Source organism: Allobacillus saliphilus, from assembly GCF_018138385.1.
GTDB lineage: Bacteria > Bacillota > Bacilli > Bacillales > Alkalibacillaceae > Allobacillus > Allobacillus saliphilus.
In genome coordinates this window covers 1-23,299 of the sequence record NZ_JAGSIE010000007.1, presented here as the reverse complement: position 1 = coordinate 23,299, position 23,299 = coordinate 1, and the positions used below count along the sequence as shown (strand labels likewise).

Below are 23,299 nucleotides of genomic sequence, written 5' to 3'. Positions count from 1 at the left end.
AGAAATAATGGACTGATACGACTGTATTTAGACGTTGAACTTTCAAATGTTTACCTCTATAGTATAAAGAGTGTTGTATTACAGATCGGTTACAAATTAGTCCATAAGTAATACATTTAAATTTGAAAAAGAGAAAATAAGAGAGGTGAGAGAATTGCCTGTTATTGAAGTAGATAATTTATCGAAAATATTTGGGAAGAGATCTAAAGAAGCTTTATCTCTGTTAGATGAAGGCCTTTCCAAAGAAGAAATTTTAAAGAAAACAGGCTGTACGGTAGGTGTAAACCGTGCGAAATTCCAGGTAGAAGCTGGAGAAGTATTTGTTATTATGGGACTCTCAGGAAGTGGTAAATCAACGCTCGTTCGTTTATTGAACCGATTGATTAATCCAACTGCCGGAGATGTATATGTTCATGACGATAACCTATCAACAATGAATAAAGAACAATTGCGTCGGGTGCGTCGTGAAAAAATGAGTATGGTATTCCAAAAATTTGGACTGTTCCCATTCCGTACTGTACTTGAAAACACAGTATTCGGTATGGAAGTTCAAGGGATGGATAAAGAAGAACGTGAAAAGAAAGCGACAGAAGCACTTGAGCTTGTTGGACTGGGAAGTTTCATCCATCAGTATCCAAGCCAGCTATCAGGTGGTATGCAACAACGTGTTGGTCTAGCTAGAGCTTTAGCGAATGATCCAGAGATTTTGCTTATGGACGAAGCTTTTTCCGCTTTGGACCCATTGATTCGTAAAGATATGCAAGATGAGCTAATGGACCTGCAAGAAAAAATGCAGAAGACGATTATCTTTATCACGCATGATTTAGATGAAGCATTGCGTATTGGTGACCGAATTGCATTAATGAAAGACGGTTCCATTGTTCAGATCGGAACGCCGGAAGAAATCTTGATGAATCCAGCGAATGATTACGTAGAAAAATTCGTTGAAGATGTTGACCGTTCGAAAGTACTGACGGCAGAAAATATTATGATGCGCCCAGAAACAGTTGATTTTGATAAGCATGGACCTCGCGTAGCGTTAGAAAGAATGCGTGAGCAAGGACTTTCCAGCATATATGTCATTGACCGAACTCGCCAATTAAAAGGGTACGTCAATGCGGATGATGTATTGGAAGCTAGAAACAATCAAGTGACAAGTCTAAAAGAGATTATTAAGAATGATATGCCAACGGTTGAAAAGGAAACCCCAGTTCAGGAAATTTTTGATATTATTCATGATTCACCTGTACCTGTTGCGGTGACAGAAGAAGGCAAGTTACGAGGAATTATCGTACGTGGAACATTAATTGCCGCCTTGGCAAATGTGAATGGAAATGGGGTGGAAGACAATGCTTGATTTTATACCAAGTCTTCCGATTGCATCATGGGTAGATGAAGCTGTTAAATGGGTGACCAATACATTTGAATTCTTTTTTGATCCTGTCAAAGATAATTTTGGGTGGTTATTGGATACAACAGCAGAATATTTATCGATGATTCCACCTGTAGTTATTATACTCTTAGTTGCTGTACTGGCATTCTTTATGAGTGGGAAAAAGTTTGGGTTGGCAGTATTTTCAATCATTGGGTTGCTATTTATTGAAAACCAAGAACTGTGGAGCGAACTAATGTATACATTCACATTAGTGTTATATTCCAGTTTGCTAGCTGTTGTTATTGGTATCCCAGTTGGAATACTGATGTCTAAAAGTAATACAGCTGAAAGTATTATTAAGCCAGTTTTGGACTTTATGCAGACGATGCCTGCATTCGTTTACTTGATTCCAGCAGTAGCTTTCTTTGGAATCGGAATGGTACCTGGTGTTTTTGCTTCGTTTATTTTCGCAACACCACCAGTTGTCCGTTTTACCAACTTGGGGATCCGCCAAGTTTCAACAGAGTTGGTAGAGGCGTCTGATGCTTTTGGTGCAACAGGTCAACAAAAGCTGTTTAAGGTGGAACTACCTATGGCAAAACCTACCATTATGGCAGGTGTCAACCAAACAATTATGCTTTCCTTGTCAATGGTCGTCATCGCATCAATGATCGGTGCTTCCGGACTAGGAAGAAACGTACTATCTGCACTTCAACGTGCGGAAGCAGGTGCTGGTTTCGTAGCCGGTTTTGCGATCGTTATTTTAGCGATTATTATTGACCGGTTAACACAAAACTTGAATAAACCGAATCAGTAATGAACATGATTTTTAGTAAACTTTATTTTAATGAAGGGATTTACTTTCTCCTATTGAGAAAGATCCAATATATTTATTATTAGAAAAGGGGAGTATTTATATGTTTAAAAACGTTGGAAAACGTTTTGCGTTTATCGCTGTTTTAGCATTAACACTTATCGTTGCAGCGTGTGGCGGCTCAGATGGTGATAGTGAATCAGCCGGAGATAACGGAGATTCTAGCGGTTCAAATGTAGGCGACGGTAAATCGATCGAACTTGTTTATGTTGAGTGGGACACAGAAATCGCTTCTACACATGTTGTAGGTAAAGTGTTAGAGGATTTAGGTTATGATGTAACACTTACTCCACTCGATAACGCCGTTATGTGGCAATCTGTTGCTAATGGTGAGTCAGATGCTATGGTCGCAGCTTGGCTACCAGCTACTCACGGAGATCTATATGAAGAGTACAAAGATCAAGTTGTTGATTTAGGTGCTAACTTTGATGGTGCGAAAATTGGTATGGTAGTACCTTCTTATATGGACATCGACAGTATTGAAGACCTACCAGAAGTTGCAGATGAATTGGGTCAGACAATTACTGGTATTGAACCAGGTGCTGGTGTAGTAAAAGCATCAGAAAACTCCGTAGAGGAATATGGTCTAGACGGATGGGAAGTACAAACTTCTTCTAGTGGTGCGATGGCAACAGCTTTAGGTGAAGCTATTGACAATGAAGAACCAATTGCTGTTACTGGCTGGTCTCCACACTGGAAATTTGCTGAATACGACTTGAAATATCTTGAAGATCCAAAAGAAGTATATGGTGGTGCTGAAGAAATTAAAACAATGGCACGTCAAGGACTTGAAGAAGACCTTCCAAACGCTTACAAAGTTTTGGAGAACTTCTCTTGGGGCGAAGAGAAATTCAATAACGTAATGCTTGAAATTCATAATGGCACAGATCCTGAAGAAGCTGCTGCAACCTTTGTAGAAGAAAATCAAGATCTTGTTGATGAGTGGACTGCAGACGTCGAGTAATCGACTGTTTGACATAAAACACATATACCGGCAGAAATGCTGGTATATGTGTTTTTTTTACGGGATTTTGTTTTTGGTCCATCAGAATGTTCGATTATAAGGTGAATCGTTGACGATTTAATATCATTCTTATAGTAGCTTAGCACAAAAATAACCTCGACCTCCGTATTTAACGAAGGACGAGGTTTTAATTTTTATAGGTAGAAGACTCCTTCCTCAAAAATGCAAAAGACATTTTAGGTGAGAGTCGTTCAATGTTTTTTTCGTGTTTCACTTATCCTTTCGTCTGATTTGAAGAACTGTTCATTTTTTCTTCCAACTCTTTGATACTATCTTCAATTTGCATTAAATGATTTTGTAAACTTTCTTGATGGGGTTCGATGGTGTCTTTCCAACTTTCCACAGAGACTTTTATATCTTGAGAAAGGTCTTTCATCAATGCAGCGCCTTCGCGGGAAGTCTTTGTAATTTGTTCTTTCAATCTCATGCCGTCTTCTTGTAATTGATTTGCTAAATCTTTTAGTCGGCTACTTTGATCTTTCACTTTTCCTCGAAATTCTTCGCCAGAATTCGGAGCAGTTAATAATGAGATCGACGCACCAACAACACTACCGACGACGACACCTAATACAAGTGATTTTCCATTTACCATATTACCTAACCCCTTTCTTTTCTCATTGTCATTATATCATTTTTCCCGATGTTGAATGGAAATAATCCTCAAGTTTTTCAGTAATCGTATCTTAAAAGCACTGTTTTTCCTGTGACTAAAAAATGGCTACCAAGTTGAAACCAACTTGGTAGTCATTTTGTATACCTTTTGTAATTTATAATGCTGATGAAATCTTCTCTGCAAGCTGTTTGAGTTTATCTGGTGTATATTCATCACTATGTTGTTCCCAGCTTACCTTTAAACCGTCGTTTTCGTCAAAACGAGGTAAGAAGTGTAGGTGAAAATGGAAGACGCTTTGATCAGCGAAAGAACCGTTATTATTTACTAAATTCATACCTTTTGGATTAAATGCTTCCTTAATGCCATTCGCAATTTTTGGTGCAACTTTAAATAAATCGGAGGCTGTTTTTTCATCCATCTCATAAATGTTTTCATAATGCTTTTTTGGAATTAATAAGACATGGCCTTCCGTAACCTGTCCGATATCCATGAAAGCATAAACGTTTTCATCTTCATAAACTTTTGCTGATGGTAGTTCGCCATCAATAATTTTACAAAAAATACAGTCAGACATGAAACTCCTCCTTATTAATCATCTAATTCAATTGTAGCGTAACTCAATGTCGAATGACAGGAGAAAAACACATATTTATCAAAAGCGTTTTATTTTTTGTTATGATAGTAAAAGATAGCTTTTGCGAAGAAGTGAGGGATCTAGTTGGAAGATTTATTGCGAATTGAAAATTTGGTCGGCGGATACACGAGAGATCATGTGTTACATGGTCTGACCTTTCATGTGAAAAAAGGCGAAGTTGTTGGATTAATCGGCTTGAATGGTGCAGGTAAAAGTACAACCATCAAACATATTATCGGGTTGATGACACCTAAACAAGGTAGCGTCGAAATAAATGGACAAACCATCCATGATGATTTGGAGACGTATCGACGAGAGTTTGCCTACATACCTGAGATGCCTATGCTGTACGAAGAATTGACATTGGATGAGCACTTGCATTTAACAGGGATGGCTTACGGTTTAGATAAAAAGACATATGATGAACGCGTTGGCTTTTTATTGAAGGAATTCCGCTTAGAGTCTAAACGGAATTGGTTTCCAGTGCACTTTTCGAAAGGGATGCGTCAAAAAGTGATGATCATGTGTGCTTTTTTAGTTAAACCTTCACTTTATATTGTGGACGAGCCGTTTGTCGGCTTGGATCCTTTAGGAATTCAATCTTACTTAGATACGATGAATGAAATGAAGGAGCAGGGAGCGGGTGTCTTGATGTCGACGCATATATTGGCAACCGCTGAACGTTATTGCGACCGGTTCATTATCTTGCACGATGGGAAAATCCGTGCAAAAGGAACGCTACGAGAACTGCAAGATGAGTTTAAGATGCCAGGTGCTAGTTTGGACGATCTCTATGTACGTTTAACGAGAGACGAGGGATAAGATGAACACCAATCAGTTATGGAAGGATCGATTTAATCAACATATAAAAATGCTTAGCCGTTACCTGAAGCTCATGTTCAATGACCATTTAGCTTTTGCGCTAATTTTCTTTGTCGCCGCGTTTGCTTACTTTTATCAACAATGGTTACAAACGGTTCCACCAAACTTTCCTGTCGAATGGATGGCGGCCATTATATTTGGTTTCCTCGTTACATTTAGTTCCGTCCGTACGTTTTTGAGACAAGCAGATGAAGTGTTTTTATTGCCAATTGAAGATGCGATGAAACCATATATGAGAAATGCTTTTATTTATAGTTTGATCATCCAAGGTTATTGGTTAGCTCTCTTTTTATTTGCCTTAACGCCACTAATGATGACAGTCAAGGAAGATATATCAATTGGCCATGTGCTAGGATTATTTGCATTTCTTGTCGTTTTAAAGATAGGCAACTTACTAGCAACCTGGTTTGCCCAAAAAACGCGGGATAACTCTTATCACTACGTTGATTACGGCGTACGTTTGGTGGTCAATACATTGTTTGTGTTTTTTGTTGTATCTGAGGTTTGGACGTTAGCGGCCATGGCGGCAATTGTGTTTATAGGGATTATGTTCGTTCACTATACACAAGTCAATGTGAGAAATAGCTTCCCTTGGGACTTATTGATTGAGAGAGAGGAAGAAAAGCTTCAATTTTTCTATCGGATGGCTAATCTCTCAACGGATGTACCGAATTTAAAACAAAAGCCGAAGAAGCGCCATTGGCTCGTTCGTCTAGTCACAAGTACACTATCTTTCAACCAAGAGCAAAGTTTTTTCTATTTGTACAGCATTACCTTTTTAAGAAGCCGTGACTATTTTGGTATGTACTTTCGTTTAATTCTTTTATCAATCTTTTTTGTGTACTGGATACCATTATTCTGGGGAAAGATTTTCTTTAGCCTTTTATTGTTATTCGTCAGTGGATTTCAGTTCATCACGATTTATCATCATCATAAAGGGTTGGATTGGATTCGATTGTATCCAGTGTCTGAATCCGTACGGAAAAAAGCAATCCATCAAATAATCTTATTGTTAATGATCATTCAAATTTTAGTGATATTCCCTGTCTATATTTGGTTTGGAAATATTGGCAATGCATTAATTTTTACGAGTTTAGCCATTGTATTAACAATTTTGTTTGAAACGTTTTATTTAAAAAATCGAATGAATCGAATGAGTGATTCTTAAACGAAACTGCAAACGTGTCGTCAGAGGATGGCCGTTTGTGGTTTTTTGATTTCTGACCTATGCGTGCTAATTTTTGTTATGCATCTTCTTTTTTGAAAAAATTTAATTGATGGAACCTCTATCCAGTTTGTCCGCCCATGATTTGGGGAAGGCAATTAAACAACTTAGAGATTTAGCAAATCTTCTCGTTGGGGGTTCATGGATGAGCAAACAAACAAAATCTTTCAAGGAGCGCTTGAAAGAAAAAGCGAAAGTAATAGGACCAGGAGCACTCATTGCAGCATCTTTTATAGGTCCTGGGACTGTTTCAACAGCAACTGAAGCAGGAGCCTCATTTGGGTATGCATTAATCTGGGCAATTGTATTTTCCGTTATTACAACGATATTCCTACAAGAAATGGCTGCACGTCTCGGTGTTGTAACTGGAAGTGGTCTTGGCGAAGCCATTCGGGATCAATTTGAGAGACCAATTTTAAAATATAGTTTAGTCCTTGTCATTGGATTTTCTGTCGGTGTCGGTTGTGCTGCATATTTAGCTGGTGACTTGACAGGTGGAGCGTTAGGAATCTCCATGATTACTGGTATCCCACAAAATTATATTGCGCCTGTAATAGGCATCACTATTTTGATACTTGGATTGACAGGTAGTTATAAGCGCTTTGAAAAAATATTACTTACATTGATTGCTATCATGAGTGTGACTTTTTTGACTACGATGATTGTCATCCAACCAGATTTGTCAGAGGTATTCCAAGGGGCATTCGTTCCGTCAATTCCCTCCGGATCAATTGTGGTAATTGTCGCATTGATTGGTACGACAGTTGTGCCATATAATCTTTTCATGCATGCTTCTAGTGCAAAAGAAAAATGGGGAAGTCCTGATGATTTAAGAAAAGCCAGGTGGGACATTTTATTAACAATTAGTATCGGAGGTCTGATTACGATTGCCATTATGGTAACAGCCGGTTCAATCATTCGAGGTACGGAAAAGGCTGGAATTGAAGCATTAGCGTCTGCATTAGAGCCGTCTCTCGGTAGCTGGGCCAGTGTGTTCATAAGCATTGGCATGTTGGCTGCAGGTTTCTCTTCAGCAATGGCTTCTCCATTAGGAGCCGCTTATACTATTGGTGGCTTGACGAAGTGTGGGACAAGCTTCAATCATTGGCAGTTCAAAGCAATATTTTGTGTAGTGATTAGTATTGGGATTATCACTTCAGCAATCGGATTTGAACCGATGCAATTAATTTTAACCGCACAAGCTCTAAATGGTTTAATTTTACCGATTATCGCACTATCGCTCCTCATTGTGATGAATAATAGAAATGTCATGGGGAAGCACGTCAATTCCATGAAATTAAATATGATTGGCGGAGTGATTGTTCTTATCGTCAGCGGACTAGGAATTTACAGTTTGGTTGATGCAGTATCATCATTTATGAATGCTGTTTAACGATTAAGAGTAATCAACTATCTGAATTTGCACACTTACCGTTCGATGTAGGTGTGCATTTTTTGTGTGAATTATTTTGATCCTTTAATGCGTTCTTACGTAGAAGTTCACAAAGTGGTCGTTTAGTGATAAAATCGTCAAGGTTTCGTAAAAAGGGAGCTAGATAGAAATGATAGAGCGAAAAAGAAGAACAACATCAAAAAATTACTTAGAACAAATTATTTACGTCATTATAGGATCATTTATTGTCTCATTTGCTTATAACGGATTTTTACTGCCAAACTATATTGCTGCTGGTGGCGTTAGTGGAATTAGTACAATTACAGAAGCGCTATTTGATTTAGAACCGGCTTATGTCATTTGGGGCATTAATATCCCGATTCTCATAACATCCTATTTTTTATTGGGAAGAGCGGCTACATTCCGTTCACTCGTTGGCTCATTGGTATTGCCTTTCTTCGTATTTTTGTCGAGAAATATGGAACCATTTACGACGGATCCACTTTTAGCAGGCCTTTTCGGTGGGTTAGGTGTCGGTATCGGTTTGGGAATTGTATTTTTGGGCGACGCATCAACGGGGGGAACGTCGTTGATCGCTCAGTTCATTCACAAATTTACGAATCTATCACTTGGTGCAAGCCTAGCAATCATTGATGGTTTAATTGTCATCACCGCCATGGTCGTGTTTGATATTGAACTCGGTTTGTATGCATTGATTGGACTTTACTTGACAAGTAAATCTATTGATCTCATTCAAACAGGCTTTAGTCGTTCGAAAGCAACATTCATTATTTCCGATGAATATTTGGATGTTCAAGAAGCGATTTACACACGTGTCGACCGTGGAGTGACACGTATCACTGCACAAGGTGGTTTTACAGAGGATCATCGCCCGATTTTAATGTGTGTCGTGAATCATAATGAAATTGCTGCGTTAAAGCGCACGATTAAAGCTGTCGACCCAAAAGCTTTTGTCATTGTGATGGATTCATCAGAAGTATTAGGTCAAGGATTTCAGGTTGAATAATGGATAAGTAGAAAAATATACGCGAACAAAGATTATAAGTCTTCGTTCGCGTCTATTTTTAAATAATATTTATTTCTCTTGTGATTTTCGGTAACCGTGCAGTAAAGCTTTCGCTGCTATAGGTAATGCTCTTTCATCAATATCAAATTTTGGATGATGATGTGGGTAAGCTTCCCGGCCTTCAATCTTTGCTCCAGTAAAAAAGTAAGCACCAGGGCGTTCTTGTAAGAAATAGGCAAAGTCTTCGCCACCCATCACGGGGATAATCTCGTATGCTTTTTGAACACCAGGTATTTCAGTTCCATCTTCAATATAATAATTGGCCTCATCCACATGGTTAATGACAGGAGGATAGCCTTTCACATAATCCAGTTCATAATCGGCACCATAGCTTAATGTGATTCCTTTTAAGATGGCGTGCAGTTCTTCAATGACCTGTGTTTGAACGTCTTCATCTAAATACCGAACAGTTCCAGTTAAACGTGCAGAGTCAGCAATGACATTAAATGTCGAACCTGCATGAACTTCACCAAGCGTGAGAACGGCTGGCTTTAACGGATCGATTCGCCTGCTGACGATTTGTTGCAACTCAACGATCGCTTGGCCAGCCATGACAATTGCATCTTTCGTTTGGTGTGGCATGGCGCCATGCCCACCTCTACCTTGGATGGTAATTTCAAATCGATCAGCTCCTGCCATAAAAACACTTTTCGAAGATTCAATTGCGTGGACGGGTGTTGTTGCCCAAAGATGTGTGCCAAATATAGCATCAACACCATCAAGTGCACCCTCTTCAATCATTGGCTTTGCTCCACCTGGTTCCAACTCTTCAGCAGGTTGATGAATAAGAGTTAATGTTCCTGCAAGTTCATCTTGAAAAGGAAGAACAGCTTCTGCAACTGCAAGTAACGTTGCCGTATGACCGTCATGGCCACAAGCGTGCATCACACCGTCACGTTTTGATTTGTAAGGTACATCATTCTCTTCTTGAATCGGTAATGCATCAAAGTCTGCTCTCAAAGCGATGTTTTTACCTGGTCTCCCACCTTGAATGGTTCCGATTATTCCATATCCACCGACATTTTTTCGATAAGGAATTCCAAGCTTGTCATAACGATCAGCAATAAAGGCAGCTGTTTCTTTTTCTTCAAAGGATAATTCAGGATGTTGATGTAAATACCGACGATCTTCCACCATTTGTTCTGCTAACTGATCAATCTTTTCATAAACCTGACTCCACACATCAATCACTCCCCACAAACTATTTATAAATAGTATATCAGACGAGAGAAGGACTTAGGAAAGGATTTTTTAATGAGAGTGATTGTCATAGACTAGTCCGTGAGCAATGATTTGTTAAATGGCTGAATATTGGTGAAAACGAGCGAAGTTGAAGACGTACCAGTGCTAAGAGAGCGTTGGAGAAAATGCAAATAACACTGAAGGAAACTGATTTAACACTGAAGGATGTGCAAATAACACTGAAGGAAACTGATTTAACACTGAAGAATGTGCAAATAACACTGAAGCAGACTAATTTAACCCTGAAGAAAATGCAAATAACGCTGAAGCAGATTGATTTAACCCTGGAGAAAATGCAAATAACGCAGAAACCAACTCCATTTACCTTGAAGAATATAAAACGAACAACCAACTAAAAATGATTTACTAACCAGAAAAGCGGAATATTTTGCCTAATTTACAAAGATAGCCCCCGTACGTCATTACGACTATCACGCACGGGGGCCTGAACAGTTATTTTATTATTAAATTAACTAAGTCGAGGATCATCCAGTAATCGTTGCATTTCTTCTTTGTGACCTGTTTCATCAGCAATGAAATCTTCCAGCGTGACGACTAATTCCGTGTACCCTAGTTCCTCTGCTTGCTTCTTACGTTCTTCATACCGTTCAATTGTATCTTTTTCATTTTGTAACGCTTCTTCAAGCATTTCTTTTACGTCAGTCAGTTGCTTAACTTTAGCTGGAGTGGTGGTCGGTGTGCCGCCTAGCGTCTTAATTTTTTCAGATAAATATAATGCGTGTCCGATCTCATCAGTGCTTTCTTCTTGGAAAAAAGGCTTTAAAACTTGTCGGTACATACCAGAAACAACTGCCGCATTATACGTATACATAATGACTGCTGCATATTCGTGCGCTAAATCATCATTCAATCCGTCGATTAATTTCTGTACATTTTGGTCCAAACAAATCATCCTTTCTAGAAAAATTACTATATTACTTATATACCCTATGAAATTTGTATTAAACAATGAATCAGTCTCAAGGCGGAGAGGAAAACAACCCAAAGCATGTAGGCACGCTATGAATTTTCTTATAAGATGAAGATAATTAAATTAGTAACTATTCAAACAATAATTAAGCGTCTATAATCAAATCATAAGTAGGTGGAAAAATGTATACATTCTTTAAGTGGATGTTTTCTTTATTTTTAATATTTATTGGCGTAGCTTTAGTTCTACGAAATCTCGACATTATTTCCCTGGAAATATTCGACGAAATTTGGGGGGCATGGCCACTAGTCGTCGTATTATTCGGGCTGATTTCCTTCATACACTCATTTCAGCCTAATAAATTTGGAAGTTGGAAGGTTGGTTCTTTTCTCATCATATTCGGAGGCTTGCTTTTTGCCGGAAATTACAACTATATCGATTTTAAGTTTTGGGATATCTGGCATTTATGGCCTTTGATCATCGTTTATATCGGTGCTTCGATGTTATTTGATAATAAAGGGGCCCACGTAGAAGTGAATGTGCCGAAGAAGGATAAGAAGATTAAAGAAAGTATTACCTCTCATCAGCAACGAGACGACAGTCTGAATTATTCTAGAGAGAAAGAAAAAAAGCAAAAAGTGAAATATGCTCAAAAATCCAATCAATTAATCGCAGACCGTAGCTTCAATAGGGATAATTGGGAGGTCCAATCGATGAGTTTAAAAACAGGTATTGGAAATCTCTACTTTGATTTTTCAAAAGCCTATATTCCTGACCAAGAGTCGAAGATTGTATTGAAGGGCTATATAGCGGACATCCAGATGAAAATACCTGAAGAGATTCCTGTGAAAATTTATTCAAAAATATCGATTGGAGAAACACGTGTTGGCGATGAAGATCAATCTGGATTCAGCAATTCAATTGCGTATAAAACCGAAGACTATGATCAGGCCACACGGAAGCTAAATATCGTGATGAACTATCAAATCGGAGATATTCAAGTCGTTTTTGTCTAGGGGATGAAAGTATGTTTAAACAGTTAAAAAGTATACGATTTCAAATGATTCGTAAAGAATTGAAAATCATTTATTTTTCATTGTTTATTTTAGCGTTATGTCTCTTTTTTTTATATTCCGTCTATGAACCGATTTGGTTAAGCTTACAAGCTATTTTTCTATCCCTAGGTTTACTAGTATTTATTATGACTCCTGTCGGTATTTATCTAACCTTACAATCTACCAAGAACATAAAAAAGCGATTGGATGTCTATTCAGTCTTTCTATCAACATTGTCGGAAGGAAAGTATGAGGCCGAGCTATTAAATCTCGAAGAAAATGATGAACTTGATTTAATTGGAAACGAATTGAACGGTTTAGCGAAGAAGTTAAAGGACCAAGTTCGTTCCCTTCAAAAATTAGCCGATGAGAAAACAGATTTGGCGAATCAAGCGCACGTGGCCGCTACGATTGAAGAACGTCAACGTTTAGCCCGAGATTTACATGACGCCGTCAGTCAACAGTTATTCGCATTGACGATGATGTCGCAAGCAACCGTCAAAACGATAGAAAAAAAGCCCGAAGAAGCGATAGAGCAGGTAAGGGAAATTTCTGAAATTGCTTTACAAGCACAAAATGAAATGCGTGCTTTGTTATTGCATTTGCGACCAATTCAATTATCCGGCGAATCATTAGAAGAAGGTATTAAGAAGCTGACGAACGAATTAAAACAGAAATCGAATTTACAATTTGATGTGAACATTGATGAATTGCCAAAACTTTCTCAAGCAAAAGAAGACCATTTGTTTCGATTACTTCAAGAAGCGCTATCCAACGCATTACGTCATGCAAATGCAACGAAAATCACTGTGAATATTAAGGAAAAGTCCGACGCCATACACATACATATTAGTGATAACGGCATCGGGTTCAACCTTGAAGAACAATCACAATCAAAAACTTCCTATGGCTTAAAAACAATGAGAGAACGCAGTGAAGAAATTGGTGGGACATTCCGAATTCGTTCCAAAGAAGGTCAAGGAACATATATTGATGTACGTATACCTAAATAAGAAGACGGGAGAGGTTGTTATGAAACCAATCACAGTCGTTTTAGTGGATGATCATGAGGTTGTCAGGAGAGGCATGAAGACGTATTTGATGACAGAAGAAGATATTGAAATTGTTGGTGAAGCTTCAAGCGGCAACGAAGGGGCTCGGCTCGTTTTAGACTTGAATCCCGACGTTGTATTGATGGACTTGATTATGGAAAATGGCACAGGAATTGAAGCGACCGAAAAAATCATTGCTGAAAACCCATCTTGTAAAATCATTATATTGACTAGCTTCTATGATGAAGAGCAGGTCATTCCAGCACTGGAAGCGGGGGCTTTTAGTTATATGCTCAAAACATCCGCTGCAGAAGAAATTGTCTCGGCAATTCGCAAAGCGAAACGTGGAGAAAATGTTATCGAACCGAAGGCCGCAGGAGCGATGATGAATAGATTTCGAACACCAAACAAGGATGCGCATGATGAATTAACGCAACGAGAGCGAGAAGTTTTAATATGTATTGGAAATGGTTTGACCAATCAAGAAATCAGTGAAGAATTATTTATTGGCATAAAAACAGTCAAAACACATGTCAGCAATATCTTGAGTAAGCTAGAGGTACATGACCGAACACAAGCCGCCGTTTATGCGCATCGAAATGGTTTGATGAAAAAACAAACGTAGAGATGAACACTTACTTTTAAGGAGGGTGTATGTGATGAGTAAATCTCAAAAGAGATCTGTTTACATAGTGATTACAGGATTTGTCTTTTTCTTGGTATTATCTCTAATAACAGATCAATGGGGATTTTTCATGTGGAGTCTTTTACCTCTTTTTATGATTTTATCAGCAGTGTTTACAAGTAAGTACTACAAAAAATAGAGGAGACTATTCAATGTCGGAGAATTCCCCTTATTACTACAAAACTTGGTTTGTCGTATTCATGTTGTTTTTATTTTTCCCTGTAGGGTTTATTCTTATGTGGAAAGGTAGTAAGTTTGGAAAAACGGTTAGAGTGATCATATCAGCTTTGGGAATATTATTGTTATATCCTCTTGTACTGAGCAAAAAGAATTTCGGAAGGGATTAGCTAGAATTAGTTGTGGTTAACAAAACGGTTCTAAATCATTCCAAACTTCTTTTGTAGATCCAAAAAGGTATAGCTTCATCAAACAGCTCTCTACTAAAACTAATAAGCCTTGGCGAAAGGGATAATGAACCTCAACGCCAAGGCTTATTTCATTTAAAAGCTTATTCGTCCTCTGGTTGGATGACTTGGTATTTCTTCGCATACGATGGACCAGCAGAATAAGATGGTTTTTCTTCTTTTTTATCTGAAGAAGATTTGTGTGATTGCTTGAATGATTGAGAGTTTTTCCACGCCTCAAAATCCGATTCTTTTTCCCATTGTGTCAATACGACGTACGTTTGATTATTATGTGGTCGTAGTAATTTAAACGCTTGAAAACCGGGTTCATTTTCGATCATTCCTGCTCGGTCTTTGAAACGGCTTTCAAACAGCGGACGGCCTTCATACGTAACAGGAATATGATTCATGACGAAAAATCCCTTTGATGACAGGGTGCCGGCCTCGCCAATAACTTCGTATTCACGAGCTTCACTGAATGGATTTTCACCACTGTTTTCCAGAACAGCTAAATACTGATCTTCGTCCTGGGCAATAATAATTTCATCAGACTCTTTTTGTAATTCAGCTAAGTAATCATAGGTTCCGTTTGTCATCCATAATTTCTTCATTTAAATGCCTCCTTGGTCAATAAGGTGATATTTTTGTCGCATTACGTCGACTGTAATATAATGAAAAGAGTTTAATTGGAAATTATTGAGGTGGATAATTTGGCATTCACGATCAAGAAAAAGTGGAAATGGGCTTTATATGCCATACTCGCTCTTTTCGTTTTAAGTGTACTCGGTTATTTGTTTATTTTACTAGGTGGGAGATTCGTTGTCGACGAAAAGCATTTTGTTTTTTCGGAATCCACCGTCATTGAAACCGAAGACGGAGAGCAAGTAATGAAGTTATATGACGAGAACAGAACATACGTGCCGAGTGATCAGATTCCAGATCATGTGAAAGAAGCTTTTGTCGCTATTGAAGACCGACGATTTTACGATCATAGTGGTGTGGACTTCCGTTCAATTGCACGTGCGGTTTATACCGATCTTGTTACGTGGAGTAAGAAAGAAGGAGCCAGTACGATTACTCAACAGCTCGTTAAAAATACATCATTAACGAATGAGAAGTCTTGGCTTCGGAAAACAAAAGAGGCGATGGGTGCCATCTATTTGGAACGCATTAAGTCGAAAGATGAAATATTAGAGTATTATTTAAATGAAATTTATTTCGGCCATGGCATCTATGGAATTGAGGAAGCGTCACAGTATTTCTTCTCCAAATCTGTGAACGAGCTATCGATATCTGAAGGCGCAATGCTGGCTGCTTTACCGAAAGCGCCAAATACGTATTCGCCGTTAAAAGATGAAGAGAAGGCAATCGAGCGACGAAACCTCGTGTTATCAAACATGTATGAACAAGATTATTTAACTGCGGAACAATTAAAACGAGAACAAGGTAAAACGATTGGGCTTAATCAAAGCGACCGTCAAGATTCTCCGTGGTTGAATACGTATATTGATATGGTTATGGATGAGGTTGAAAAAGATTACCATCTGACGAAGAACGAAATACTGACCGGTGGTTATGACATTACCGTAGGGATTGACTTATCGATCCAAGAAACGACCTATCATGAACTTCAAAAAGATGATTATTTTCATGGTTCACAAGATAACATTCAAGCAGCGATGGTTGTTTTAGATGAAGAAAACGGACTGATTCGGGCTGCGCATGGTGGGCGTAATAATAACCGTGGAGACCTGAACCGACTTTACGTGAGAAGGCAACCAGGTTCAACAATGAAACCAGTGATTGTTTATGGTCCGGCTTTGGAAAAAAGTATATACGAACCATATACGTTAATCGATGACGTGCAAAAAAGCTACGGTGATTACAGTCCGAAAAACTACGATGGTGTTTATGAAGGCAAGGTTACGATGTATGACGCATTAATACAATCGAAGAACGTGGCAGCCGTCGACTTATTGAATGAAATAGGCGTCAATTATGCAAAAGATTATCTTGAAAATGTTGGGATTCAATTTGAGGAGCAAGGCCTTTCAATTGCATTAGGCGGAATGGAGGAAGGATTAACTCCGGTTCAAATGGCTTCACTATACAGAACGTTTTATGATGAAGGTCGCTTCATTACACCGAAAACGGTCGTCGAAGTAAAAGATCGTGATGGAGATGTGTTGGAACGTGACCAAGAGGAAGTGAAGCGGCTATTTTCAAAGCAAACATCTTGGTATCTGACACGCATGCTTGAAGGTGTCGTCACTGAAGGTACAGCTAGCTTTGTGGATTATAATAAAGCACTAGCAGGAAAAACGGGTTCGACACAGCATCCCCATCGAAGTGGGGCATACAAAGATGCGTGGTTTGTCGGTTTTAATACGGATTATACAATTGCGACATGGATTGGTTACGATCAAAGTAATGAAGAACATTATATGACGCAAGGGAGTAAAGCGCCCACTCAATTAACGACATCAATATTCCGGCAACTGGATGAAACACATACATTTCCCGTCGCTTTTGAAAAGCCGGAACGAGTGAAAGAGTTGGAAAACCCCGTCCGTCTGGCGAAAATCACGGATTTAAAAGCGAATGTATCTGTTGGTTGGCGAAGCGGCATTCATGTGAAATTATCGTGGACACCTTCAGCAGACGAGCGAATCGTCTACCATATTTACCGCGAGTCGGGTAATGGTCCAAAAAAAATTGGCGAAGTAACAGGCAAAGGGACATACCGTGTCAACAGCGTCAACGTTTTTCAAAATCCATCTTATTTTGTTGTACCGGTCAATCCGCAAACGAAAGAAGAAGGGGAGCGATCCAATACAGTGAACGCTTTTTGATTTTCGATAGTACAAAAGCAGAAATGATATGAAAACAAGGAAGATATGACGGACAAGTGTCTGCATATTCGTCAAATTCATGACATTTACGCTCTTTTCCTATACACACATCTATATTTATTTTATAGTGAAGGATGAGAGTGGATCGTATATGAAGGGTGATATAGAATGACAACGTTTAATGATACTATACTGAGAGCTTACAATGGAGAAAAAACAGATTACACACCGCTTTGGTTTATGCGGCAAGCGGGAAGGTCACAACCAGAATATCTTAAATTAAAAGAAAAATATTCATTATTTGAAATTACACATCAACCAGAATTATGTGCCTATGTGACGGAATTACCTGTACAAAATTATAATACTGACGCGGCTATTTTGTATAAAGACATTATGTCACCATTACCGCCAATGGGTGTAGACGTAGAAATTAAGTCAGGCATCGGGCCTGTCATTGATGACCCAATCCGCACAATGCAGGATATTGAGTCATTACGTCCGATCAATCCAGAAGAAGATTTACATTATGTCATGGACACCATCCGTATATTGACGAAAGAGAAATTATCTGTTCCGTTAATCGGTTTCAGTGGTGCTCCTTTTACATTGGCTAGTTATATGATTGAAGGTGGCCCTTCGAAACAATACAACAAGACAAAAGCTATGATGTATGGCAATCCGAAGATGTGGTTTGCTTTGATGGATAAATTGGGTGATATGGTCATTGATTATACGAAAGCCCAAGTAAATGCAGGAGCGAAAGCGATTCAAATATTCGATTCTTGGGTAGGAACTGTAAATGAGCAAGATTATCGCATATTTATTCGTCCTGTCATGGAAAGAATTTTTGAAGCGTTAAAAGCAGAAGGCATTCCGACAATCTTGTTTGGAATCGGTTCACGTCATCTGTTAAAAGAGTTTAATGAACTTCCTATTTCAACAGTTGGTCTGGATTGGCGTACATCCATCCAGGAAGCAAGAGAAATGGGTATTGATAAAACACTTCAAGGAAATCTTGACCCAGCATTTTTACTAGCAGATTGGGAAATTATTGAAGCACGCACAAAAGAAATTCTAGACCAAGGAATGAATCAATCCGGCGGATACGTGTTTAACCTTGGACATGGTGTTTTCCCTGAGGTGAAGCCTGAAACGTTGAAGCGTTTGGCAAGCTTTATTCATGAATATACACGAAGCTAAGTGAAGGAGTTGAACGAATATGTCTAAAAAAACAGTAGGACTTTTAGTTATGGCATATGGCACACCCTATAAAGAAGAAGATCTAGAGCGTTATTATACGCACATTCGTAAAGGGAGAAAACCGACCGATGAAATGGTGGAAGACTTAAGAAGCCGTTATGATGCCATCGGCGGAATTTCACCTCTAGCTCGGATTACAACAGAGCAAGCAGAAGCACTCGAAGCGAAACTGAACGAACAAAGCGATGATGTAGAGTACAAATATTATTTAGGCTTAAAACATATTGACCCATTTATCGAAGACTCCCTTAAGCAAATGGCTGATGATGGGATTAAAGAAGCGGTAAGTATTGTGTTAGCACCTCACTATTCTACATTTAGTATTAAATCTTACAATGGAAGAGCGCAAGAGGAAGCTGAGAAGCAAGGCATTGAATTGAAGTCCGTTGTTGATTGGTATAACGAACCTGGTTTTATTGAATATTGGGTAGAGCAAATAAATAAAACGTATGGAGAAATGACGGAGGAAGAAAGAAATAATTCATGCTTAATTATTTCTGCACATAGTCTTCCAGAAAAAATACTTCAAGAAGGCGACCCGTACAAAGAGCAATTAGATGAAACAGCGCGCTTGATTACAGAGCAAGCTGGTATTGAAAACTATGCTGTTGGTTGGCAAAGTGAAGGGAACACGCCTGAGCCTTGGTTAGGACCGGATGTTCAAGATTTGACGAGAGACCTTTTTGAAGAACATGGTTATCAAGCATTCGTTTATGCGCCAGTGGGCTTTGTATCCGATCACTTAGAAGTTTTATACGACAATGATGTCGAGTGTAAACAAGTTTGTGATGATGTGCAGGCATCTTATTATCGTCCAGAAATGCCAAACACACATCCAAAATTTATTGAAACATTAGCAAAAGTCATTTCAGAACTGTAAACAAAAGGAGTGGCATTCATGGAGCGCAAGCGACAAACAGTAGCCATCCTAGGTGGTGGGATTACAGGGCTGACTGCTGCTTATTATTTAATGAAAGAAAATCTGCCAGTCAATATTGTACTTATTGAACAAAATTCAAGACTAGGTGGAAAAATCCGAACGTACCAATCAGATGGATTCACAATCGAAAGAGGACCAGATTCATTTTTGGAACGAAAAGATACTGCCAAGAAACTAGTGGAAGATCTCGGATTAGAGCATGAATTAATTCGTAATGCGACTGGACAAGCTTATATTCTGTCAGAAGACCACTTGCATGCCATGCCGAAAGGTGCTGTCATGGGTATTCCAACAGACTTCGATGCGTTTGAAGAGACTACGTTAATTTCCGATGAAGGAAAAGAGTTGGTCAAGCAAGAGTTGACGAAGGAAAAAATGGAGCCAAAAGATGACTTGTCCGTTGGTGAATTTTTCCGTTATCGATTAGGTGATGAAGTGGTCGATAAACTAATCCATCCACTAATCTCGGGAATTTATGCAGGAGATATTGACCGGCTAAGTTTGCAGGCGACATTTCCGCAATACTATCAACTGGAACAGAAATATGGCAGTTTGATTGAAGCTTTACGAAAAACACAAACAAACAAAGCATCGAATAAGCCGAAACAAGGACAATTTTTGACATTGAAAGACGGATTAGGCTCACTTGTTGATGCACTGCATGATGAGATTAAACCTTCAGTCGATGTCATGCTCGATACAGAAGTAAAAAGTGTAGAGAAAAATGGGGATAGATACCAGATTCAGTTGGATGATCATAAGCAAATTGCTGTAGACCAAATCCTTTCTACACTTCCCTTTGAAGCATCTAAGAAAGTTTTCAATAAGCCTGAACTGTTCGGACAAGTGTTAGAAGAAGAAAATACATCCGTAGCCAATGTAGCAATGGCTTTTCCTCACGAAGCGATTGAACAATTGCCTGAAGGAACAGGATTTGTTGTGTCACGTAAAGGTGATTATCGAATTACAGCTTGTACATGGACACATAAAAAGTGGCCACATACTACGCCAGAAGGACATCTACTTCTTAGAGCTTATGTAGGTAAGCCTGGTGATGAAGAGATTCTTCAGAAAAGTGATGACGAAATCATTGATATTGCAATTCAGGATTTAAATCGTGTGTTTACTATTAAACAAAAACCGAATTTTCAAGTAGTTACTCGATGGGAGAATGCTATGCCACAGTATACTGTTGGCCATATTGAACGAGTCAATTCACTTGAGAAAGCTTTAAAAGAAAAGTTACCTGGTGTATATGTTGCCGGGAATAGTTACCGCGGTGTTGGGCTTCCAGATTGTATGGACCAAGCGATCGAAGCGGTCAATCAAATTAAAACGAATCATTATTAATAACAAAGAAGCTGCTTCTAACAGTCTGACAACGGACCGATAGAACAGCTTCTTTTCGTACATTTTACCCCGAAGAAATGTGGGTGGCATTTCTTCGAGTCGGAAGTACGCCTGTTTGGAAAATCAAACAGGTGGTTAGGATTGGATTAAGAATAGAACGAGCTAACAATTCAAGTTGCTTAAACTACTATATAACAGGAGTACATTTTTCACATTTATTCGTATAGCAATCTGCCTGTTCTACCATCGGTTTCTTACAGCTAGTACAACGCTTCTTCGGTAGGTTCTTAAAAAATTTTACAGGTGATTCGAGCATTTGAATGCCTCCTTATGTTTATTTACTAGTAGTATACTGTATTAATACAAGAATGTTAACTATATTCTGTATCATAACAATAAAACAGGAGGAAAGAACTATGAAATTTACTGTAATTGGTTACTGGGGAGCGTATCCAGAAAAAGAAAGCGCGACATCTTGTTATGTATTGGAAAGCAATGGATCCACAGTTGTAATCGACCTAGGAAGTGGTGCACTATCCCGCTTGTTTCAGTACTACAGCATAGAAGATATTGATGGTGTTGTACTTTCACACTTTCACCATGACCATATAGCCGATTTAGGTTCTTTGCAATACGCTTTGTTGGTTCAACAACATCTCAATGAAACAAACAAGAAAATACCAATCTACGCATCAAAAGATAACCCGAAAGACTTTCAGCGATTAACACACAATGGTACAGTCGGAAAAGCGTATCAAGAGGGACACGATTTGACTATTGGATCTGTTCATTTTTCATTTTTAAAAACAAAGCATCCTAAGTCGTGTTACGCTATGCGAATAACAAATGGAGAAAACACAATCGTCTATACAGCTGATACTTCATTTTTTCCAGAACTCATCGATTTCTCAAAAGATGCTGATTTGCTAGTAGCAGAAACGAGTTTTTACAAGGGAATGGATGGAAAGAAAGCGGGACATATGACAAGCGAGGAAGTCGGTAAATTAGCTAATATGGCAAACGTAAAAGAACTGTGGCTCACACACTTGCCGCATTTTGGAGACCACGAACAATTATACAATGAAGCTAAAGAGCAGTTTAAAGGTACAGTTCGGTTAGCTAAAGAAGGACTTAGCTTTTCAACGTAAATTTATATAACCAGCGAACTAAGTTGAATAATTATATATAGTTATTTACAATGAAAATGGATATTAAAAAGGGAGTGATCAAGCAATGTTGTACTACATCGATGCAAATGACGGAATTAACGACCCACGTATTAACTTAGCTTTTGAAGAGTATGTTCTGAAGCATTTGAACATCACGAGTGAAGATCAATATTTACTGTTTTACATTAATAAGCCTTCTATTATCATTGGAAGGAATCAAAACACCATTGAAGAAATAAACACAGAGTTTGTGGAGGACAATAATATTCAAGTCGTCCGCAGACTCTCTGGTGGTGGAGCAGTCTATAATGATGAAGGTAACTTGAACTTTAGTTTCTTGGCAAAAGATGAAGGAGATAGCTTCAGTAACTTTAAGAAATTTACGCAACCGGTTGTTGATGCACTGAATAAATTAGGTGTTCCAGCAGAATTGACTGGGCGTAATGATTTAACGGCTGATGGGAAGAAAATTTCTGGGAATGCTCAGTTTACGACGAAAGGAAAAATGTTTTCCCACGGTACATTGATGTTTGACTCAGAGGTAGAAAATGTTGTTCGTTCGTTGAAAGTAAAATCAGAAAAAATTCGCTCCAAAGGGATTAAATCAATCCGTAGCCGAGTAGCGAATATCCAAGATTTTATGGATGAGAAAATGACGACTGAAGAATTTAAGGAAGTTATTTTGAAGTATATTTACGATACAGAAAACTTGGATGACATTCCTCGTTACGAGTTAACGGATGAGGACTGGCAAAAAATCAACGAGATTTCCAAAGAACGTTACCAACAATGGGATTGGAACTATGGAAAATCACCTAAATTCAATATTCAGCATTCAAAACGAATTGAAGGCGTCGGCTCATATGACTTCCGTCTTGAAGTGAAAAAAGGAATTATTGAAGACGTAACTATCTTCGGAGATTTCTTTGGTATCGGTGAAGTACATGAGCTTGAAGAAAAATTAAAAGGTGTCCGATACGATCGCGAATCCATTTTAAAAGCGGTCGAAAATGTAGATGTACAGCATTACTTAGGAAAAATTGAGCAAGAAGACTTTCTTTCTCTCGTTTACTAAGCTTGATTTCATTTAGGATCATCTAATTCAGGGATAGAGCATAATTTTAGAGCTCTATCCCTACTTTGTATCTTTCTAATCGACGGAAGCACGTAAAGTTAGTGCTCTACCGTATAATAGAGTGCTTCTAATCGACGGAAGGGCGTGAAGTTTTTGCTCTACCGTATAATAGAG

General features: G+C 38.6%; 22 protein-coding genes. 16 read left to right on the top strand and 6 right to left on the bottom strand.

From position 1 onward, the window contains the following. Window positions 1–154 precede the first annotated feature (154 nt). From KC820_RS02425 to KC820_RS02415, 3 genes are all read left to right on the top strand, one after another. Complete coding sequence (locus KC820_RS02425; protein ID WP_212367654.1) at window positions 155–1,357, top strand: quaternary amine ABC transporter ATP-binding protein; 1,203 nt, start codon at window positions 155–157, stop codon at window positions 1,355–1,357. Then, entirely contained in the window at window positions 1,350–2,192 is an 843-nt protein-coding gene (locus tag KC820_RS02420) for an ABC transporter permease (RefSeq protein WP_212367652.1), read from the top strand. The genes KC820_RS02425 and KC820_RS02420 overlap by 8 nt, the downstream gene beginning before the upstream one ends. Window positions 2,193–2,292: 100 nt before the next feature. Then, complete coding sequence (locus tag KC820_RS02415) at window positions 2,293–3,213, top strand: glycine betaine ABC transporter substrate-binding protein (protein ID WP_212367650.1); 921 nt, start codon at window positions 2,293–2,295, stop codon at window positions 3,211–3,213. Between the two features lie 274 nt (window positions 3,214–3,487). On the opposite strand, the gene KC820_RS02410 is transcribed toward KC820_RS02415, so the two are convergent. Both KC820_RS02410 and KC820_RS02405 read right to left on the bottom strand, forming a co-directional pair. After that, complete coding sequence (locus tag KC820_RS02410; RefSeq protein WP_212367648.1) at window positions 3,488–3,865, bottom strand: YtxH domain-containing protein; 378 nt, start codon at window positions 3,863–3,865, stop codon at window positions 3,488–3,490. 175 nt (window positions 3,866–4,040) lie between these two features. Further along, window positions 4,041–4,460, bottom strand: a complete 420-nt coding sequence (locus tag KC820_RS02405; protein WP_212367645.1) for an HIT family protein — start codon at window positions 4,458–4,460, stop codon at window positions 4,041–4,043. A 144-nt stretch (window positions 4,461–4,604) separates the two neighbouring features. Here KC820_RS02405 and KC820_RS02400 point away from each other — a divergent pair, with 144 nt between their 5' ends. The 4 genes from KC820_RS02400 (at window position 4,605) to KC820_RS02385 (ending at window position 9,047) form a co-directional block, all read left to right on the top strand. Continuing rightward, window positions 4,605–5,342, top strand: coding sequence for an ABC transporter ATP-binding protein (locus KC820_RS02400; protein WP_212367642.1), 738 nt, complete (start codon window positions 4,605–4,607; stop codon window positions 5,340–5,342). Window position 5,343: 1 nt separating this feature from the next. Further along, window positions 5,344–6,570: an ABC transporter permease gene (locus KC820_RS02395; protein WP_212367639.1), complete on the top strand. Its 1,227-nt coding sequence runs from the start codon at window positions 5,344–5,346 to the stop codon at window positions 6,568–6,570. Window positions 6,571–6,772: 202 nt separating this feature from the next. Further along, entirely contained in the window at window positions 6,773–8,020 is a 1,248-nt protein-coding gene (locus KC820_RS02390; RefSeq protein ID WP_212367636.1) for an Nramp family divalent metal transporter, read from the top strand. Window positions 8,021–8,189: 169 nt separating this feature from the next. Then, on the top strand, window positions 8,190–9,047 hold the full coding sequence (locus tag KC820_RS02385; RefSeq protein ID WP_212367633.1) for a YitT family protein: 858 nt from the start codon (window positions 8,190–8,192) through the stop codon (window positions 9,045–9,047). A gap of 69 nt (window positions 9,048–9,116) precedes the next feature. On the opposite strand, the gene KC820_RS02380 is transcribed toward KC820_RS02385, so the two are convergent. Both KC820_RS02380 and KC820_RS02375 read right to left on the bottom strand, forming a co-directional pair. Further along, window positions 9,117–10,289, bottom strand: coding sequence for an amidohydrolase (locus KC820_RS02380; RefSeq protein ID WP_336511011.1), 1,173 nt, complete (start codon window positions 10,287–10,289; stop codon window positions 9,117–9,119). Window positions 10,290–10,818: 529 nt separating this feature from the next. After that, the gene (locus KC820_RS02375) at window positions 10,819–11,262 is read right to left on the bottom strand and encodes a ferritin-like domain-containing protein (protein WP_377862725.1); all 444 of its coding nucleotides are present in this window, start codon (window positions 11,260–11,262) and stop codon (window positions 10,819–10,821) included. A gap of 200 nt (window positions 11,263–11,462) precedes the next feature. On the opposite strand from KC820_RS02375, the gene liaF reads away from it, so the two are divergent. The 3 genes from liaF to KC820_RS02360 are packed head-to-tail and all read left to right on the top strand — an operon-like array spanning window position 11,463 to window position 14,012. Beyond that, window positions 11,463–12,296 (top strand): cell wall-active antibiotics response protein LiaF, encoded by an 834-nt coding sequence (gene liaF / locus KC820_RS02370; RefSeq protein WP_212367627.1) that lies wholly within the window; start codon window positions 11,463–11,465, stop codon window positions 12,294–12,296. 11 nt (window positions 12,297–12,307) lie between these two features. Next, a complete protein-coding gene (locus tag KC820_RS02365; RefSeq protein WP_212367625.1) occupies window positions 12,308–13,348 on the top strand; it encodes a sensor histidine kinase in 1,041 nt (346 codons plus the stop codon). A gap of 19 nt (window positions 13,349–13,367) precedes the next feature. After that, the gene (locus KC820_RS02360) at window positions 13,368–14,012 is read left to right on the top strand and encodes a response regulator (RefSeq protein ID WP_212367623.1); all 645 of its coding nucleotides are present in this window, start codon (window positions 13,368–13,370) and stop codon (window positions 14,010–14,012) included. 568 nt (window positions 14,013–14,580) lie between these two features. On the opposite strand, the gene KC820_RS13370 is transcribed toward KC820_RS02360, so the two are convergent. Next, window positions 14,581–15,087, bottom strand: coding sequence for an antibiotic biosynthesis monooxygenase family protein (locus tag KC820_RS13370; RefSeq protein ID WP_272874436.1), 507 nt, complete (start codon window positions 15,085–15,087; stop codon window positions 14,581–14,583). 99 nt (window positions 15,088–15,186) lie between these two features. Here KC820_RS13370 and KC820_RS02350 point away from each other — a divergent pair, with 99 nt between their 5' ends. The 4 genes from KC820_RS02350 to hemY all read left to right on the top strand — a co-directional run bounded on the left by KC820_RS02350 (window position 15,187) and on the right by hemY (window position 20,881). After that, window positions 15,187–17,328, top strand: a complete 2,142-nt coding sequence (locus KC820_RS02350; RefSeq protein ID WP_212367621.1) for a transglycosylase domain-containing protein — start codon at window positions 15,187–15,189, stop codon at window positions 17,326–17,328. A gap of 168 nt (window positions 17,329–17,496) precedes the next feature. After that, on the top strand, window positions 17,497–18,531 hold the full coding sequence (gene hemE, locus KC820_RS02345) for a uroporphyrinogen decarboxylase (RefSeq protein ID WP_212367619.1): 1,035 nt from the start codon (window positions 17,497–17,499) through the stop codon (window positions 18,529–18,531). A 19-nt stretch (window positions 18,532–18,550) separates the two neighbouring features. After that, window positions 18,551–19,471 carry a ferrochelatase gene (gene hemH, locus KC820_RS02340; protein ID WP_212367617.1) on the top strand — a complete coding sequence of 307 codons (921 nt, stop codon included), beginning with the start codon at window positions 18,551–18,553 and terminating at the stop codon, window positions 19,469–19,471. 18 nt (window positions 19,472–19,489) lie between these two features. Continuing rightward, window positions 19,490–20,881, top strand: coding sequence for a protoporphyrinogen oxidase (gene hemY, locus KC820_RS02335; protein ID WP_212367615.1), 1,392 nt, complete (start codon window positions 19,490–19,492; stop codon window positions 20,879–20,881). A gap of 187 nt (window positions 20,882–21,068) precedes the next feature. Here the strand turns inward: hemY and yhfH are convergent, their stop codons facing one another. Further along, the gene (yhfH, locus tag KC820_RS02330; protein ID WP_144088347.1) at window positions 21,069–21,197 is read right to left on the bottom strand and encodes a protein YhfH; all 129 of its coding nucleotides are present in this window, start codon (window positions 21,195–21,197) and stop codon (window positions 21,069–21,071) included. Window positions 21,198–21,297: 100 nt separating this feature from the next. Here yhfH and KC820_RS02325 point away from each other — a divergent pair, with 100 nt between their 5' ends. Continuing rightward, window positions 21,298–22,029, top strand: a complete 732-nt coding sequence (locus KC820_RS02325; protein ID WP_144088348.1) for an MBL fold metallo-hydrolase — start codon at window positions 21,298–21,300, stop codon at window positions 22,027–22,029. 88 nt (window positions 22,030–22,117) lie between these two features. After that, window positions 22,118–23,125, top strand: coding sequence for a lipoate--protein ligase (locus KC820_RS02320; protein WP_212367926.1), 1,008 nt, complete (start codon window positions 22,118–22,120; stop codon window positions 23,123–23,125). Window positions 23,126–23,299: the final 174 nt, after the last annotated feature.

What these genes read in the sequence shown, in the direction of transcription:
- yhfH (WP_144088347.1), bottom strand. Translation starts at nt 21,197, where the DNA reads ATGCTCGAATCACCTGTAAAATTTTTTAAGAACCTACCGAAGAAGCGT.
- hemE (WP_212367619.1), top strand. Translation starts at nt 17,497, where the DNA reads ATGACAACGTTTAATGATACTATACTGAGAGCTTACAATGGAGAAAAA.
- KC820_RS02405 (WP_212367645.1), bottom strand. Translation starts at nt 4,460, where the DNA reads ATGTCTGACTGTATTTTTTGTAAAATTATTGATGGCGAACTACCATCA.
- KC820_RS02390 (WP_212367636.1), top strand. Translation starts at nt 6,773, where the DNA reads ATGAGCAAACAAACAAAATCTTTCAAGGAGCGCTTGAAAGAAAAAGCG.
- KC820_RS02415 (WP_212367650.1), top strand. Translation starts at nt 2,293, where the DNA reads ATGTTTAAAAACGTTGGAAAACGTTTTGCGTTTATCGCTGTTTTAGCA.
- KC820_RS02365 (WP_212367625.1), top strand. Translation starts at nt 12,308, where the DNA reads ATGTTTAAACAGTTAAAAAGTATACGATTTCAAATGATTCGTAAAGAA.
- hemH (WP_212367617.1), top strand. Translation starts at nt 18,551, where the DNA reads ATGTCTAAAAAAACAGTAGGACTTTTAGTTATGGCATATGGCACACCC.
- KC820_RS02385 (WP_212367633.1), top strand. Translation starts at nt 8,190, where the DNA reads ATGATAGAGCGAAAAAGAAGAACAACATCAAAAAATTACTTAGAACAA.
- hemY (WP_212367615.1), top strand. Translation starts at nt 19,490, where the DNA reads ATGGAGCGCAAGCGACAAACAGTAGCCATCCTAGGTGGTGGGATTACA.
- liaF (WP_212367627.1), top strand. Translation starts at nt 11,463, where the DNA reads ATGTATACATTCTTTAAGTGGATGTTTTCTTTATTTTTAATATTTATT.
- KC820_RS13370 (WP_272874436.1), bottom strand. Translation starts at nt 15,087, where the DNA reads ATGAAGAAATTATGGATGACAAACGGAACCTATGATTACTTAGCTGAA.
- KC820_RS02325 (WP_144088348.1), top strand. Translation starts at nt 21,298, where the DNA reads ATGAAATTTACTGTAATTGGTTACTGGGGAGCGTATCCAGAAAAAGAA.
- KC820_RS02420 (WP_212367652.1), top strand. Translation starts at nt 1,350, where the DNA reads ATGCTTGATTTTATACCAAGTCTTCCGATTGCATCATGGGTAGATGAA.
- KC820_RS02375 (WP_377862725.1), bottom strand. Translation starts at nt 11,262, where the DNA reads ATGATTTGTTTGGACCAAAATGTACAGAAATTAATCGACGGATTGAAT.
- KC820_RS02410 (WP_212367648.1), bottom strand. Translation starts at nt 3,865, where the DNA reads ATGGTAAATGGAAAATCACTTGTATTAGGTGTCGTCGTCGGTAGTGTT.
- KC820_RS02395 (WP_212367639.1), top strand. Translation starts at nt 5,344, where the DNA reads ATGAACACCAATCAGTTATGGAAGGATCGATTTAATCAACATATAAAA.
- KC820_RS02360 (WP_212367623.1), top strand. Translation starts at nt 13,368, where the DNA reads ATGAAACCAATCACAGTCGTTTTAGTGGATGATCATGAGGTTGTCAGG.